The sequence below is a fragment of the Arthrobacter wenxiniae genome (assembly GCF_013376105.1).
GTDB classification, from domain to species: domain Bacteria; phylum Actinomycetota; class Actinomycetes; order Actinomycetales; family Micrococcaceae; genus Specibacter; species Specibacter wenxiniae.
Window position 1 is genome coordinate 108,191 of record NZ_JAAMFM010000008.1, and the last position, 16,387, is coordinate 124,577.

14 protein-coding genes are annotated in these 16,387 nt (G+C 62.1%); 4 read left to right on the forward strand and 10 right to left on the reverse strand.

The window, feature by feature from the left end; genetic code table 11:
* Positions 1–149: 149 nt before the first annotated feature.
* Entirely contained in the window at positions 150–1,628 is a 1,479-nt protein-coding gene (locus G6034_RS07945) for a purine-cytosine permease family protein (protein WP_176634566.1), read from the forward strand.
* A 121-nt stretch (positions 1,629–1,749) separates the two neighbouring features.
* Here the strand turns inward: G6034_RS07945 and G6034_RS07950 are convergent, their stop codons facing one another.
* From G6034_RS07950 to G6034_RS07960, 3 genes are all read right to left on the reverse strand, one after another.
* The gene (locus G6034_RS07950) at positions 1,750–2,163 is read right to left on the reverse strand and encodes a PIN domain-containing protein (RefSeq protein WP_176634567.1); all 414 of its coding nucleotides are present in this window, start codon (positions 2,161–2,163) and stop codon (positions 1,750–1,752) included.
* Entirely contained in the window at positions 2,160–2,372 is a 213-nt protein-coding gene (locus G6034_RS07955) for a type II toxin-antitoxin system VapB family antitoxin (protein ID WP_176634568.1), read from the reverse strand. Before G6034_RS07955 ends, G6034_RS07950 begins: the two co-directional genes overlap by 4 nt.
* Positions 2,373–2,480: 108 nt before the next feature.
* Complete coding sequence (locus G6034_RS07960) at positions 2,481–3,323, reverse strand: IclR family transcriptional regulator (protein WP_176634569.1); 843 nt, start codon at positions 3,321–3,323, stop codon at positions 2,481–2,483.
* 147 nt (positions 3,324–3,470) lie between these two features.
* On the opposite strand from G6034_RS07960, the gene G6034_RS07965 reads away from it, so the two are divergent.
* Genes G6034_RS07965 through wecB form a run of 3 tightly spaced genes read left to right on the forward strand, consistent with a single transcriptional unit; the run spans position 3,471 to position 6,473 of the window.
* The gene (locus tag G6034_RS07965; protein ID WP_176634570.1) at positions 3,471–4,658 is read left to right on the forward strand and encodes a CaiB/BaiF CoA transferase family protein; all 1,188 of its coding nucleotides are present in this window, start codon (positions 3,471–3,473) and stop codon (positions 4,656–4,658) included.
* 23 nt (positions 4,659–4,681) lie between these two features.
* Positions 4,682–5,272, forward strand: coding sequence for a YdcF family protein (locus G6034_RS07970; protein ID WP_176634571.1), 591 nt, complete (start codon positions 4,682–4,684; stop codon positions 5,270–5,272).
* A 58-nt stretch (positions 5,273–5,330) separates the two neighbouring features.
* Positions 5,331–6,473 carry a non-hydrolyzing UDP-N-acetylglucosamine 2-epimerase gene (gene wecB / locus G6034_RS07975; protein ID WP_176634572.1) on the forward strand — a complete coding sequence of 381 codons (1,143 nt, stop codon included), beginning with the start codon at positions 5,331–5,333 and terminating at the stop codon, positions 6,471–6,473.
* Positions 6,474–6,509: 36 nt separating this feature from the next.
* Here wecB and G6034_RS07980 read toward each other — a convergent pair whose 3' ends face one another.
* The 7 genes from G6034_RS07980 to G6034_RS08010 all read right to left on the reverse strand — a co-directional run bounded on the left by G6034_RS07980 (position 6,510) and on the right by G6034_RS08010 (position 15,935).
* A complete protein-coding gene (locus G6034_RS07980; RefSeq protein ID WP_176634573.1) occupies positions 6,510–7,274 on the reverse strand; it encodes a hypothetical protein in 765 nt (254 codons plus the stop codon).
* An 11-nt stretch (positions 7,275–7,285) separates the two neighbouring features.
* Entirely contained in the window at positions 7,286–8,353 is a 1,068-nt protein-coding gene (locus G6034_RS07985) for a GSCFA domain-containing protein (protein ID WP_176634574.1), read from the reverse strand.
* Positions 8,354–8,428: 75 nt separating this feature from the next.
* On the reverse strand, positions 8,429–9,502 hold the full coding sequence (locus tag G6034_RS07990) for a glycosyltransferase (RefSeq protein ID WP_176634575.1): 1,074 nt from the start codon (positions 9,500–9,502) through the stop codon (positions 8,429–8,431).
* Positions 9,499–11,913 (reverse strand): glycosyltransferase family 2 protein, encoded by a 2,415-nt coding sequence (locus G6034_RS07995; protein ID WP_218063707.1) that lies wholly within the window; start codon positions 11,911–11,913, stop codon positions 9,499–9,501. The genes G6034_RS07990 and G6034_RS07995 overlap by 4 nt, the downstream gene beginning before the upstream one ends.
* On the reverse strand, positions 11,910–13,280 hold the full coding sequence (locus G6034_RS08000; RefSeq protein ID WP_176634577.1) for a UDP-glucose dehydrogenase family protein: 1,371 nt from the start codon (positions 13,278–13,280) through the stop codon (positions 11,910–11,912). The genes G6034_RS07995 and G6034_RS08000 overlap by 4 nt, the downstream gene beginning before the upstream one ends.
* 101 nt (positions 13,281–13,381) lie before the next feature.
* Positions 13,382–15,277 (reverse strand): glycosyltransferase, encoded by a 1,896-nt coding sequence (locus G6034_RS20285; protein WP_176634578.1) that lies wholly within the window; start codon positions 15,275–15,277, stop codon positions 13,382–13,384.
* Between the two features lie 7 nt (positions 15,278–15,284).
* Positions 15,285–15,935 (reverse strand): hypothetical protein, encoded by a 651-nt coding sequence (locus tag G6034_RS08010; protein WP_176634579.1) that lies wholly within the window; start codon positions 15,933–15,935, stop codon positions 15,285–15,287.
* Between the last annotated feature and the right edge of the window lie 452 nt (positions 15,936–16,387).

A 16,387-nucleotide genomic window follows, 5' to 3' on the forward strand; every position in this document is an offset into this window, starting at 1 on the left:
GGGCGCCCGCAAAATGGCGGCGATCACACCATTTGCCGCTTCGTCTGTGATCACAGACTGGATTCGTGGGCCGGATCACTGGCGGCCGCATCCCCCGTGCTCAAATTGATGAATTGCCCCTGCGCCACACTTTCCATCGGAGGAACCGCATGTCAAGGATTCAAACAGTCAGGAAGTCCGGACCGGTGATTGAACGCCGCTCCATCGACTTCGTGCCGCACGGCGAGCGCCACGGCAAGCCGTTTGGCCAGTTCACGCTGTGGTTTGGCGCCAACATGCAGATCACGGCCATTGTGACCGGCGCCCTCGCGGTGATCTTCGGCGCGGACGCGTTTTGGGGCATCATCGGCCTGTTCATCGGCAACATCCTCGGCGGCACGGTCATGGCCCTGCACGCCGCACAGGGGCCCAAGCTGGGCCTGCCGCAGATGATCTCCAGCCGCGCCCAGTTTGGCGTCTTCGGTGCGGTGGTTCCGCTGGTCCTGGTCATCATCATGTACCTGGGCTTCGCGGCCACGGGCGCCGTGCTGGCCGGCCAGGCCGTGGGCCAGATCATCCCCACGGGCCACCCGGCGGTGGGCGTCATCATCTTCGGCGCCCTGACCGTCCTGGTGGCCACCCTGGGCTACAAGTACATCCACGCCCTTGGCCGCATCTCCACCGTGGTGGGGATCCTCGGCTTCACCTACCTGGCCGTGCAGCTGTTCCTGAAGCACGACGTCGGCGCCGTCCTGGGGACGGGCGGCTTCGCCTTCCCCACGTTCCTCCTGGCCATCTCCCTCAGCGCCGGCTGGCAGCTGACGTACGGGCCCTACGTGGCGGACTACTCCCGCTACCTGCCGGCGAACACCCCGGCGGGCAAGACGTTCCTTTCCTGCTTCGCCGGATCCGTGCTGGGCGCCCAGTGGTCCATGACGCTCGGCGCGCTGTTTGCCGCGATCGCCATGCCCAAGGGCCACGAGTTCCTGGATGGCCAGGTGGCCTTTGTGGGCGAGCTGTCCGGCGGCGGCGCCATCGCCATCCTGCTGTACCTGGTGATCGTGGTGGGCAAGCTGACCGTCAACACGCTGAACGCCTACGGCGGCTACATGACCATCCTGACCTCAGTCAGCGCCTTCACCCGCCAGCTGCGGTTCGCCCCGTGGGTGCGCTTTGCCTACGTGATCGGCTTCATCGCGGTCTCCGTCATCATTGCCATCGCGGCCTCGACGGACTTCATCTCCAACTTCAAGAACTTCGTCCTCCTGCTCCTGATGGTCTTCATCCCGTGGAGCTCCATCAACCTGGTGGACTTCTGGCTGGTGTCGAAGGAGAAGGTGGACGTCCCGGCGCTTTACGACCCCAAGGGCCGCTACGGCGCCTGGAACGTGCCTGCACTGCTGACCTACGCGCTCGGGGTGGCCATCCAGATCCCGTTCCTGGCGCAGACCATGTACACCGGCCCCATCACCCCGCTGCTGGGCGGCGCGGACATTTCCTGGCTGGTGGGCCTGGTGGTCACCGCGGCGGTCTACTACCCGGTGGCGCGCAGGTTCCAGCGCCCGCCGGCGGAAATGGTCTACCCGGCGGAGGAGACCCCGGTGGCGGCGCCCCCGGTGGTCGAGCCTGTCGAGACCCCCACCGTCTGACAGCCCGCCCCGCCCGGCCCAGGCGTTCCCCCGCGGGCTGGAGGCGTCCCCGCCGGTCTACTCCAAGGCCGGCGGGACGGCCCCGCCCACCTCGATCAGGATTACGGCACTGCCCGCGGCGTCACGACGAAGGCTCGACGTACTCGTGCCTGAGGTCGGTCATCGAGGCGATATGGTCGACGTCGCGGTCTGCAGCCAGCACGGTCGCGTCGTTCACGATCGCATAGCCCGCAATGAGAATGTCGAGCGGGCCCGCCGCCGGGACAAGGCCAGCACTCCACAGGGCGCCCTGAATGTCGAGGACCAGCGATTCATCCGGCGCTCGCTCCAGGGGGAATCCGAGCGAGATCCGCTCCCGGTATTGCGCGTATTCAGCGGGAGTCCTGGCACTGTGGCAGAACTCCAACACCTGGGGCGGACAGGTTACAAAGAGGTCCGACGGTGCGCGCTCAATGCGCCGCAGCCGCGACGTGATTCGTTTATCGCCGGACGCGAGCCGTGCCCAAACGGAGTTGTCGACCAGGTAGTCGGTCAAGGGAGGTGCGCCGGGGCGACGACGGGCGCGCCCAGTTCGGTTTCGAGATCATTCAGGGCGGAGATGCCGTCAATCATCGTGCCCTTTTGCTTCGCGGCAATGAGGCGGCGCAACGCGAGGTCGAGAACGGCGCGGTTCGACTTCTCGCCGGTGAGCGCCCTTGCCCGTTCCATCAATTTCGGGTCCAAGTCGACACTTGTGACTGCCATGGCTGCCTCCCTTCGTTATATAAATATCTCCGAAGCGCTCGACTTTGCCACGACCGATCGCACAAAACTGCAGGTGCCGGATCCTCGGGCCCCGGAGCGACAAGAGCCCTACCCGCTCGGCCGCAGCCTCCGCGAGATCTCCGCCGCGCAGCGCCTCACCTCCGGCAGCCACTGCGTGGCGAGGTCCTCCAGCTGTACCGTCCGCTCAGGTGCCAGGCCTTCGGCGGCATGGCGCGCGGCGGCCGCCGTGGACAGCGCCGGCCGGTTGGCCACCGTCAGCGTCACGCTGGCCACGGCGTAGCCGCCGCGGTCCACCACGGGCACGGCCAGGCTGGAGAAGCCGTCCGTGACCTCGTCCTGCTCCCACGAAAAGCCCCGCTCGCGGATGCGCGCCAGCAGCTCGTTCAGCGCCTCCACCGAGTGGACGCCGTTCTCGTAGCGCGTGGGGAACGCCTCCGGCCCCGGGTAGAGCGCCGCCAGCTGGGCGGCGGACATGGAGGCCAGCATGGCCCGGCCGCTGGCGGTGAGGTGGGCCGGGAGGCGGACGCCGGCGTCGGTCACCAGTTCGCTCTGCCGCTTGGCCCGCTCCTCGATCACGTAGATGACCTCCCGCCCGTGCATGACGGCCAGGTGGGCGGTGCGCCTGGTGCGGGCCACCAGCTGCGCGATGGGGAAGCGGGCTATGCGCTGCAGCGGCGCCTGGCGCGAGTAGCCCGTGCCCAGCTCGTGGGCGGTCACGCCCAGCGCGTACTTGCGTTCCTCGGGCAGGTGCACCACGAAGCCGTCGTCCACCAGGGCCGCCAGCAGGTGGTAGGTGGTGGAGCGGGGCAGCCCCACGTCGCGCGCAATGGCGGCGGCGCCCACCGGGCCGGCCTGGGCGGCCACATAGCGCAGCACCGAGAGGACGTTCTTGGCGGCCGGCACCTGCGCCGGCCGCTGGGGCGAGTTCATTCCACCATCCTACTGCGCAACATGTCTGTGATCACAGACGGTTCGCGGGGACATCATGTGCCGCGGGACCCCTTTCGATGGTCCGATGGAGGGTAAGCCCTCCCGGACTGCCGGGCCCGCCACCACCGCCGAAGGACCTCCCCCGCCATGCCCTCCATTCCCGAAGCCGCCCTCCCCTCCCCCGCCGCCGGGCTGGGACGCCCCGGCTCCCTTGAGGGCCTGCGCGTCCTGGACCTCTCCCGCGTCCTGGCCGGCCCGTTCTGCGCCATGATCCTGGCGGACCTTGGCGCCGAGGTCATCAAGGTGGAGAGCCCCGACGGCGACGACTCCCGCCACTTCGGCCCCTGGTACAACGGCGAGTCCGCCTACTACCGGCTCTTCAACCGCAGCAAGTTCGGCGTCACCATGGACCTTAAGGACGACGGCGAACGCGCCCGCCTGCTGGACCTCGCCCGCCGCTCCGACGTGGTGATCGAGAACTTCCGCCCGGGCGTCATGGAACGGCTGGGGCTCTCCGCCGCGCGGCTCATGGCGGAAAACCCGCGGCTGGTCATTGTCAGCATCTCCGGGTTCGGCCAGGACGGCCCGCTGCAAAAGGCCCCCGCCTACGACCTGATCGCCCAGGCGATGAGCGGGCTGATGTCCATCACCGGCTGGCCCGGCGGCCAGCCCACCCGCGTGGGCATCAGCATTGGCGACGTCATCCCCGGCCTGTACGGCGCCATCGCCGCCCTGGCCGCCATCAACGAGCGCCACCACACCGGCCGCGGCCAGCACATCGACGTGGCCATGCTGGACAGCCTGGTCTCCGTGCTGGAGTCGGTGGGCATGCGCGCCCTGCACGGGGAGGAGCCCGTGGCCTGCGGCAACGACCACGCCATGTCCACGCCGTTCAGCACCTACCAGACGGGGGACGGTGCCATCGCGATTGCCATTGCCGGGGACAGGCTGTTCCCGCGCCTGACCGAGGCGCTGAACCGCCCGGAGTGGCTGGAGGATGAGCGATTCATGGAGCAGACGCGGCGCAACGAATTCCCCGTGGAGTTCCGCGAAGCCCTCGAGGCGGCCCTGCGCCCGTTCACGGCCGACGAGGCCATCGAACTCCTGTCCGCGCACCACGTGCCGGTGTCCAAGGTCTCCACCGTGAACCAGGCGCTCAGCAGCGAGCATGCCGTGCACCGCGGCGCCGTGGCCACGGAGTCCGACGGCTTCCGCACCCTGGCCTCGCCGCTGCGCCTGACGGGTTCGGTGGCGCCCTCCCCCGCCCCCACGCTGGGCCAGCACAACGGCCTGATTGACCAGTGGGCGTCCGGGCCGCTGCGCACGGGGCACTGACCCGGCCCGGTTAGAATGGGGCAATGCCTGCCCTCCGACTCCCCCGCAAGAGAACTGTGCTCATTGCGGGGGCGGTTGTTGTGGCACTCCTGCTGGCCTGGCTCCTGGCGGCCTACCAGCTGTTCTACAACGTCCACACGCCCGCCCCCAAGCAGGCGGACGCCGTGGTGATGCTGGGCGGCGCCAGCAAGGAACGGCTGCTTGATGCCATGATGCTGCGCAACGAACTCAACGCCCCCTACCTGGTGATCTCGCACACGGACACCCCGGGCAACGCCAGCGCCGACGACTACTGCAACACCCACAGCAACAAGGCGATCTACCCCGACGTGGTGTGCTTCACGCCGGCCACCATGGACACCCGCGGGGAGGCCTCGGCGCTGGGCAAGCTGGCCGCGGAGCACCAGTGGAAGAACATGGCCGTGGTCACCTCCAAGTACCACATCCAGCGGGCCGGCCTGCTGATGCACCAGTGCGTCAACGCGGACGTCAGAATGTTCTCCACCACGCCGCAGTTTTCCACGTGGCAGTGGCTGCGCCGGTTCGTCATCGAGACCGGCGGGCTCCTCGACGTCCACCTCCGCCCGCAGTGTGAGTCGCTCGTCGGCAAATAGTGCGGAATATCTCGGATAAACTCGAGGCGTCACCGCGTCCACTTAGCTGGGGAGAACCATGCCCGTCATCATGCCGATTTACGGCACCCGCCCGGAAGCCATCAAAATGGCCCCGATCGTCGCCGCACTTCAGGCTTCCGACGCTTTCGAGTGCGTCGTGACGGTGACCGGACAGCACCGGGAGATGCTGGACCAGGTCAACGAGCTGTTCGGCATCACCCCGGACCATGACCTGGACATCCTGCAGCAACGCCAGTCGCTCTCGGACATCCTCACCCGCACCATCAACGGCCTGGACAAGCTGTTTGCCGTTTCCAAGCCCGACGCCGTGGTGGTTCAGGGCGACACCACCACCTCCACGGCGGGCGCCATCGCCGCGTTCTACCGCGGCATTCCCGTGGTCCATGCCGAGGCGGGCCTGCGGTCCCACAATCTCTTCTCACCGTTCCCCGAAGAGGCCAACCGCAAGATCACCACGCAGGTGGCCAGCCTCCACCTGGCTCCCACCAGCACCAGCCAGGCCAACCTGCTGGCTGAAGGCGTCAAGGCCGAGGACATCGTGGTCACCGGAAACACCGTCATCGACGCCCTGTTCACCACGGTGGACAAGAAGGTTCCGTTCACCGATCCGGCGCTGGAGGCGCTGGCCGCGAGCGGCCGCAAGATCCTTTTGGTCACCACGCACCGCCGCGAAAACCAGGGCGACGCCATGCGGGCCGTAGGTCGTGCACTGGCCCGCATCGCCAGGGCCGAACCCGAGCTTGTGATCGTGCTGCCCGCCCACAAGAACCCCGTGGTCCGCGAGGCCGTGCTGCCGGCCATTGAGTCGCTGCCAAACGTCATGGTCACCGAGCCGCTGGCCTACGGGGAGTTCACGCGCATGCTGTCCCTGGCGCACGTGGTCCTGACGGACTCCGGCGGCGTGCAGGAGGAAGCACCGAGCCTGGGCAAGCCGGTTCTTGTCATGCGCGACAACACCGAACGACCCGAGGCCCTTGCGGCCGGCACCGTCAGGCTGATTGGCACCAATGAGGACCGCATTGTCGACGAGGTGGGCAAGCTCCTCCACGACACCGCCCACTTCGACGCCATGGCCACCGCCGTGAATCCCTACGGCGACGGCAAGGCCGCGGCACGCACCATTGCGGCTATCGCCGAGCTTCTCGGCACCGGAACGCGCATCAGCGACTTCACCCAGTAGCTTGTTGTGGTCCGGGCTTGACCGGACCACAACAAACTACTGGCGGAACAGCTGGCCAGCCTCTGAATGGAACAAGTCGTCCAGCGCCAGGAGTCCGTACTCCTTGTTCATGTGGTAATAGTCGCCGCGGCTATACAGCGAATCCGGGGACGAATCCTGTGAGTCGGCCAGTCCATACCGTCCGAGGGTGAACATCTCCCCCGAAAGTGTGCGTGCAGGTTGCGGACGGACATGCACGTCCATGGAGCGCAAGTGTTCCAACGACTGCTCGTAGGCGGCCCGGATGCTGGAGTCGTCGGCGTTGGCCACGATGTCAGCATAAAAGCCGAAGTCCAGGTCAGACCGGTCTGCGATCCATTCCAATGGGAACGGCTGCTGGACATAGACGATGGGCTTATCGGTCCTGGCCCTCAGCTCGGTGATCACCCGGCCAGCCTTGTGGCTCATCAACAAGTCGTTGGCAGACGCCTGGTAGGCAGCGCGTGACAGTGTATAGGACCCGCCCGCGGCCTGTTGGTCACTTCTGAAGCGCGGGTAGGTCCGCGCCAATGTGTTCACCGAGTAGTGCATGCCAAAAACCACGAACACCTCGTACCGGTTACAGTCGAGGTCTTCGCCATAAGTTAGCCGAATGTCGTCGAACACAACCTGTGCATCGTCCCCGCCCGCCGAAGAATCGTGAATGACAAGCGGTTTGTCGCCGTAGGTGCGATCAATCTTGAAATCAACATAGAGGTGAGAGTAGCCATCGGCCAATTCATCCCATGCAGGTTTGACGTGCCCCAAGTGGGAGTCGCCCACGAAACAGATTCTCATTCTCCGAATGCCTCCAATAGTGCCTCTTCACACATGATTGCTTCCTGTGACGGGGCAGCGGGAACCCCAGACGCGGGCGGGCCAGACGTTACCTGTGCGGGGTGTTCAGCAAAGAAATATCGCATCACGGTTGCCACGCCGGCGGGCGTCACATTTCGCAGCGTTTCGTCCAAGAAAGAGTTTCCCGCAGGCGCCCCGGTGATGACTTCATAGGACGGAAAGTAGTCCACATCAGGAAGGTCCGCTGCCAAGGCACCGGCAACGGCCCGGAGGACAGATTTGGAATACACCGTCGCGGGTAGGACGTGGTGCTCTTCGGCTGTGGCAGCGAGCGATACCGGCGAGACCGTAAGTATAAACTTTAGCCGTGGCGATTCCTCCTGCAGCAGTCGGCGGAGCTCGATAAAATCCGCATAGACTTCGCCGTAGGTGAAATTGTGGAAATGGAACCGTTCCGGATCGAAGTCGCCTGCAATTGTGCCAGGAGCAGTTGGATAGACAGTCCCGGACGCAGTATGGATCCAACCCTCCGTCAGTCCCATAGTGAAGACCAGGACATTGCTGGTTGATATCAAGCCGCGGACCCTCTCAAGGTGTTGTTCCCGGTGCCTGCGGACCAACTCGGCAGAGTCGAGCCCGCCGGGTTCAATTGCAGGGCGCATGGCATCGTAAAAGCGGCCGTCTTTTTCCCACACGGCATCAGCCGGGGTGTGGAGTCCGAGGGCTTCCTGGACCAGTTGCAGGAACTGGCGAACGTAGTAGATGTTGCCGAATCGGGCGGAATAAGTCCCGAAACCGAAAGACTTTGCGCTTGATTCAAGCATCCAGGGTGGTGCGGGCTCGGTGTCGAGAACCTTGTAGCCGTTGCTGCGCAGGTGCCTTGCTATGTGCTGGGCAAAACAGCTTCCTGCGGTTGCGATGCCGTCATCGGAGGCAATCTCAAACTTCTTTGTATACAATTCCCGGAATTCTGAAGGCGCCACGCCTGTCACGGCCTGCTTCCAGAAATTCCGGCTGGGCCGCCCCCTGTAGGGCGAACGGCGGATTTGTGCATTCATTTCCATGTGGGCTGCTCCTTTCCTCGGAGTGTCTCGATAAAGGTTTGCTTTAGCCGCAAACAGTGGGTACTCGGCCCGTGGCTAAAGTTGGGCAACCAGATCGGCGAAGTCGTTGCTCATCTCGAACGGGGGGTACCGGCGCGAGAACTCGTAGGCTGAGCGCCTCCGGCGGGGCGCCTCCGCCAAGGCGGCAGCCATGCGGAATGCGAGTTCCCGCGGCGCGCCCCCGCCGTCGTAGTAGTCCACCCAAGGCTCGCCGCCGTATACGGCCTGCAGCTCGGCTTGGTTGGGCACCAGACACGGCAAGTCAAAGGAGGCAGCCAGCTGCAGTGAACCGGAATTGAGCGAGCGCCGGTATGGGACCACCATGAGGTCGGCCGCCTTGAACCAGCGCGGGGTATCCTCAGCAGAGATATAGCCAAGCTCCTTGATATGCCGCACTCCCGTGGACAGGGCCGCGTCCAAGGCGCTTCGGTCGTCGTCGCTCACACGCCCGGCCAGCAACAGGTGTACGGACGGGTCTATTTCCTGCAGGCACTGCACGGCCGCGATCAGGTCCAGGACCCCTTTGTAGGGCTTGATGTTGCCAAAGAACAGCACTGCCTTGGCGTTCTGCGGCAGCCGCAGTGCCGAGCGTGCTGCCGGCCGCCCAAGATTCGCGTCGTACCACCCGCGGTAACTCGGATGTGGAAGGCAGACGACTTTCCCTTCCGGAATTTCAAAGGTGGGGCGTACAAACTCGGCGGTTTGCGGGTTCATGATATGAATTGTGTCGGCTATGTCGGCCAGAAACCGGTACAACTCCGTTTCCACGTCCTCAAACCGCGATTCGTGCGCCATGGCGTTGTGGACCGTCCAGATAATCTTAAGGCCCCCATCCTTGGCGGTGTGCAGCGTGTCCTGGAACCGGGCAAGCCGCGACGCGGCATCCAGTTCGTCGCTCGCTTCCTGACACACGCGGGTGGTCCAGTGGACATGCACCACGTCACCGGCTGCCGCATTGACGACCTTTTGATGCAGGTCCTCCAAGAAGTACGACTTGACCACGCCCATGCCACGGCTTGCACTGGCCATGTACATGATGTCGATGAACGCGTTGTCCGCCCAGTAGGGGAACACGATGATTTTTCGGGCGTGGGTCTGGGTTGTGCTCATGGGGTCACTGCCTTAGCGAGTCGTCGAAGGGCTTGGTAGCCGGCGCGGGCGGCGCGCTGAACCGGCACTGGCTGTTGTTTGACCAGTTGTCGCATCCTTGCCTTGGGATGTCCCTTGCCAGAGAAGCGCTGGGCAACCGCAATTGATGGACTGTGCCCAGCTGCGATGAGGGCAAAGCGCAATATGTCGGTACGGGAGCGGTTTAGACGGGCCATGTGACCCACGTTGGCGCCGGCGAAGCGGATAAGCCGCCCCCTGGCTGCTCGCTGCTGGCCCGCTGGCAGTTGCGCCCATTCATGGATCAATCGGTTAAGCACCCCGCGGCTGTAGGCCTGGCGCCGCAGGTCCAAGGGGATGTTCTCGTCACCGGAGACCAACAGCGCTTCACGCCATGGAAAGAGGCGACCAATGCCCCCGTTTTCCACGGTCAGGGCTTGGCTGCGCAGCTTGGTGAGAGGCTGCGTGGTACCTGCCAAAATCAGGTGGTAAACCAGCTGTTTCCGGGGTTCCAGAAAGTCAAGGCCACCGGCCGGGACCAGGCGCAACAGCGTGGCCGCAGCGTCAAAGACGAGTCTCGTGGCAGTGTCGTGCTTGACCGCGCCTATGGACAGGAAAGTGCGCAGGTGGACCCACAGGTCCTTGTCGAGCATAGGGGCGAAGTAGTTGTCCTCCAAGGCCTGACTGCGGCGCCGTAGTACCAGTTCAGCGCAGATGCGCTCCTGGTCGAGATAGTCCTGGAGGCTCTCCGGGCGCGTTGCCTTCGCCGTCATGGATGAACTGCCGGGACGCCGACGGTAGACGTACGAATGGCCCGGCACCACGTCCAGGGCCGCAGCTCCAACGTAGGCCCGCACCATGGGGCCAATGTCATTGGCGCGGCGGGCGTCTGGGAAGAAATTGTTGATTCTGTCCCAAAAGGTACGCCTGAACATTTTGTCCCAACAGCAGCGGTTGAGCAGCAACTCGGGGAAAGCATCAATCGTAATGCGTTCGCGCAGACTCGCGAACCGCCGGTTCTTCCAGTGCGGATGCCATACCCCGTTGGTGCTCAGTTGGATGTAGTCCCCCACCGCCATGTCCGACCCGCTGGCGTCCAGCTGGGCCACAAATCGGCTGTACGCGCCCTGGGGCACCATGTCGTCGCCGTCGGCAAAGGCCAGGTACACACCCCGGGCCTGTTCCGTGCCTACGTTACGGGCCGTGCCGCCGCCTGCGCCATAGGACCGCAGGAAGTGTATGCGCGGGTCCTGTGCCACATGTTCAGCAATGGCGTCGATCGACCTATCTTCGCTGCCGTCGTCTACCACCAAGATTTCGAGGTCGTCAAAATCCTGGCGACGTATGCCCAGCAGGCAATCATCGATCCAACGTTCCACGTTCAGGGTTGGAACCACAACGGACAACCGCGGGGCCTTTCCTCGCGGCCGCGCAGCGCAGATAACCTCCAGCTGCAGGGCCTTGAGAGCCGCAAGCTGCCGGGCAGGAACCGCGTTCACCGCCTCAGGGGAGCCCAGGTCGAGGAGCTCAGTGACGAGTCCAGCCAGGGAAATTTTCACATCCGCAGGTGTGGCTGCATCGACCCACCGGGCCCGGTCGAAGGCTTCAACGCGCAAGATTCGCGCCACATAGGCGTCGCGGACGCCAGCGGGCTGCTCCCGCAACAAGGCAAGAACTTTTCCTGTCTCCGTGATCCAGTCCGCCATGGGCTTGAGGGTAGTGAGGGAGTTGGAGATGGCTCCGCGGCGCCGCCGGTGTTCGTAGACGTAATCGCTGACGATATCGATAGTGCCGGCCAGCGTGTAGGCCTTGGCGCAAAAGAATACATCCTCGCACAGCGTGTCTTCGGAAAAGGTGATGGCGTTTTTGCGCAGGAATTCAAGTGAATAAGCCTTGTTCCACACGGTGTGGTCGTGGATTAGTTCCGGGTGCCCGGCCAGGGTGATTCCGCGGCGCGACCTGGAGAACGCGGCGGAGACCGTCGTCCAGTACTCGGAGAATTTGTCCGGGTCTGTATAGAAATCGATGGCCTTGCCCGTGACAAAATCGGATCCGCTGAGAGTGAGTGAATCCATCATCGCCTGTAGCGCGCCGGCAGGGACGCGGTCGTCGCTGTCCGCAAACAGGACATACGTGCCGCTGCACAGTTCCAGACCCCGGTTGCGTGCGCGCCCGAGTCCGCCGTTTTCAAAGTCAAACACCTTGACCCGGGCGTCCGAGGCAGCGTAGCTCCGGGCAATGTCAGCCGAAGAGTCGGTGCTGCCGTCGTTGACAACAATGATCTCAAAGCCGCCAAAAGACTGGTTGACCATTGAATCAAGACACTCTGCCAGCCAGGGCCCGACGTTGTACACGGGGACCACAATGCTAAGTGCAGGACCGTTGCCCGCAGGCACTGGGTGCGCGGCGGTCACGCGAGCACTCCATTTGCTGCCGTCGCACTCGTCGCCAGCTCGGTCACCGGTTCGGTCTTGCGGCCCAGCTGCATCAGCTGCCAGCCGGCGTCGAGCCACGTAGCGGCGTCCAACACGTTTCGGCCGTCCAGTATCCGGCGGCCGGATACCAAGCTGTCCAGGTCTGCTGGCTGGAGGGTACGGAATTGCTGCCATTCGGTCAGCAGCAACACCATTTCGGCGCCAGCAACGGCCTCCTCCATTGTGTCCGGGTATTCGAGTTGCGGGCAGCGCCGCCGTGCGCTTTCTTGGGCAATTGGGTCATAGACGCACACCTCATATCCCAGTCCATCCAGCCGAGCGGCCACGTCCAAAGCCGGAGAGTCACGCACGTCGTCGCTTTCCGGCTTGAAACTGGCGCCCAGTACGGCCACCTTGGCCGAAATGTCGGAGCCACCCAGAGTTTGCTCCACGAGTTCCACCACCTTGTCGCGACGGCGCAAGTTGACCTGGTCCACTGCCGAGAGGAAGTCCATGGTCAGGTCAAGCCCCAATTCCTGCGTCCGTGCCTGCAGCGCCCGGATGTCCTTGGGGAGGCACCCCCCGCCAAAGCCCAGGCCGGCGTTCAGGAAGCGGCGCCCGATGCGGGCGTCCATGCCAATGGCATCAGCCAAAGTCGAGATGTCGCCCCCGGCCGTCTCGGTGATTTCCGAGAAGGCGTTGATGAAGGAAATCTTCGTAGCGAGGAACGCATTGGCCGCCACCTTGACCAGCTCGGCGGTCTCAAAGTCAGTTTCAACCACGGGCGTCCCGGCCGCGATGGCCTGCGCATAGACAGACCGGAGAACCCCAAGGGGCCCCGGCTGGTCGGTACCGAAGACGAGCCGGTCAGGGCGCAGGGTGTCCTGCACGGCATATCCTTCCCGCAGAAACTCCGGGTTCCAAGCCACTTGGATCTCAGCGCCTGTTGGACCAAGCTTCCGCGCCATAGACGCGAGCCTTCGCGCCGTTCCGACTGGAACAGTGGACTTTCCAATAATCAGCGCGTCATGTGAAATTTGGCCCAGTAGGGAGCGGAATGCGCCGTCAATCTGGGACATGTCAGCGCGTCCGGCGTGTCCGGACTGCGGCGTGCCTACCGCCAGGAAATGGACGTCGGCAAAGTTCGCGGCTTCCTCCATTGACGTGCTAAACCGCAGCCGACCGGATTCGGTGTGCTTGCGCAGCAATCCTGGCAGGTCCGGCTCATGGAAGGGCAGGACTCCGGCGTTCAATGCGGCCACCTTGGCTGCGTCAGTGTCGATGCCCAGGACCTCAAATCCGATTTCGGCTAGACACGCGGCGTGTGTGGCACCAAGATATCCCGTACCTATGACAGTAATTCTCATGGACATGGACTATTGCTCCCCATTATTTTGGGGCCTCTTTGGGCCCAGTTGATGAATCATTATGAGTGATGCAGACTGCCGTGGCGAACTTCGCCCGGGAATCATGATGGCGCGGGTTTATGCGTTGAAAGCCAACTCTTATAGGTCTGACTCCGATAGGTCGAGGGTGCTTGGGCCACCAGCTGAAGCTGTGGGGCTGGGTGAAACCCGTTCCATTGTTCACGAATGTCTTGGAGGAACGTTGAATCATCCGCCACCCAAGTATGAAATTGGCCACCAGAGTTACGAGTTCTCCGATGCATCATGTAGTTCTGTCCGTGGGTGCGGTACACCCGTCCTGAGGACGCTAGAACGGCATCGAGCAAGCCGCGGTCCACGGCGCTAGGCGTATTTCTCCACCCGCCGACCGCCTGCAAGTCATGCCTGGATATGAAGATCGTACCGCCGGCAACATGGTGTGAATATTGCTCACCTGCGTGCGCTCTCCGTGTGGTGATGTCCGGACCCGCCAGGTATGTGAACTCAACTGGTGCGCCTACAAGCGTTGCACCAGAATACTCTCGGGCCAAAAATAGATCTTCGAGATGATGTGCACCATACCAATCATCATCATCCATTTTCGCCACGTAATGGCCGGTGGCCCGGCGAAGGCCCAAGTTGAGAACGTCACCGAGTGTAGCTTCAACAGGAGCCCGAATCACGATAAGGGGTCGACTGAAAGCAGCGATGGCTGCAGTAATAGTCGGATTTTGAGGATCTAAGCCATGTAATACGAGTACAGTTTCAACGCGAGAGTGCGTCTGAAACGAAATTTGGCTCAGCGCGTGGGCCACCATTGCCGGCCGTTTGGTGGCTAGCAAGACTGAAACTGAAGGTTCTTCAAGAAGAGCGATACCCGCGCTTTTTCGAAGCCGTGTACCTACGTACCGTGGAAGAAAAGCACGGAGGGCACTTCTACGAGTATCTATGGACGCGGACTCTCTTTCGGAAGGCGAATTTCCACAAGTAGAAAACGACTTTAAGCCGTCCATGACACTGCCACCCAGCAGTGTCTCTGCACGCCGAGAGATCTTACCGAACATGACAGGAATACCCGCAGAAGCCAATTGAGCCAGAAAATGAGCAACAACCCAATCGTCTAATGCCTCTAGACCAAGCAGTCTGACCATGGAAAAATCTCGAAGTTGTCCGATTTGGACTTCGGAGAATACCCCTGTTCGCACGTCCCAAGGCAACCTAATAGACGTAGCCTTCGATTCCAGTCTCCATACGATTCCACTTTCAAGCGCGGTCAGACTAGCCTCTCCATAACCAGGAAAGACCTTAAAACCTATAGGCGACGATAAATAGGGATCAACAGGAGGAAGCAAGTCCGTCACTCTGGTCTCAGCGCCAGCTGTTAATAATCGCAAGGTACCTGGGCTTGATGGCGTCGCTGGTCCGATTACAAGGTCCAAAGAGTCTACTGGCTCGATTTCATCGGACAACTCGCCTGCAGGAATCCATCGTGATTGAGGGTCGGCGGCCGCCCATGGAATCCCGGCAGGATCCTGAATTCCTAAACGTAACCCTCCGAGTGGCAACGAGGATCCCTGCTGGCTCGCCAGCGCGGACACCACACTATGGATATCGAGCCAACCGATAGACGTTATTCCTATTGCGGTTACAGACGGAAATCCAGTCAGAGCCCATATTCTCAGGGATTCACCATAATGAACAGGATAGCCCGAGACAAATGGGCGGGACGATTCCGTTTTTTCAAGCACTACCACGACCTGATGAGCACGTCCTTCTACCGAAAATAACGGCAAAACTTGACGCAAAAAACCTATTGATGGAACCACGACAACATAACACTGATACCAAGGCCCCGGCCGGTTGCTTAGATCCCGCGACAGAGCGGAATCCAAAATATCTCGTTCAATCCAGGAACCGCTTTTATCCACGAGTTCCGATCCTTTGACGACCTCATCCAATGCCAAGGTACCGAGTGGCACGAATACACTATCCATTCGACAACATCCGCCTCAACCGTTCAGGAAGAACTTTAATACGCCGTGCGGCTGCCCGAATTCGGCGACGGGATGCCATAAAAGTTCCAAGAGGAATTCGCCCGGGAGCGGACTCGAAGACATTGACGTCCACGATGTGACGATCAGCGGCCCCACGGCGAAAGAACACACGGGGCGCGGGCTGTCCGACATAGTGCAAGCCGATCGCAGCTCCGTCCATCCAACGCTCGGATCCACTTTGGCGCGCAGACAATTCAGAATTTTCACAGCCAACTGCGCGAATGAAACCAGCGTCCCAAAATTCTAGCGAGGAATGACGACTTGGTACCAGAGCGCGGACGACGGAAACTTCCGGTACTTGTAACGCTTCAAATAAAGCCTCAAGACTATATTCCGTCAGTAGGAGCCCAACAGGAAGTATCAGCACGGCTTCGGAATTCGCTACAAATTCTTCGAACTTAGCGTCCCAAACGAAGCGTTCATCCTGATCAACCCAAGTGGATAGAATATCGTTTCCTAGAACCAATTCTGAAAATAGATTTACTCGAAAGTCTTGAAATGAGGACATCAGCAGGGACGATATTGATAGGACCGCGTCATGTTCGCTGCCGGGACCAGCCAGAACAACAGCCAACCGACTCATGCCAGTCCATGGACCCATGTGCCGCGGGAGCCTAAGTCCCGATTCAGCGATCCAGGCCGAGACCTGATCGCTCGCCTCTTGGGTAAAAGATGCTGCGGTACTCGGCTGTCGCTTACAGTCCACGATCACGTCCTTTATATATTGTCATTTGAAATTATACTAGAGACTCTCCGCACTTCGTGAAACCCTAAGTTTGTTCGGCCGGATGCCACCCGAGGCCGGTTGGAGCGACTACGGCTAGTCAATATTCTACGAGTCAACTTCCCGTCTGTTTCATATGGTATTAGGAGGCCACGCATCAGCTTTACGACCTCCCGCACACTAGAGGTGGATCTCAGGGAACAATACTTCGGCAATGATTTGGTTCCTTTGATTGCAAGATTTTCACGATCAGTAAATGGCCGGCGCCCGGATTGCCGAGGCCGGATCACTGAATCCGGGGAGGGCGTGGG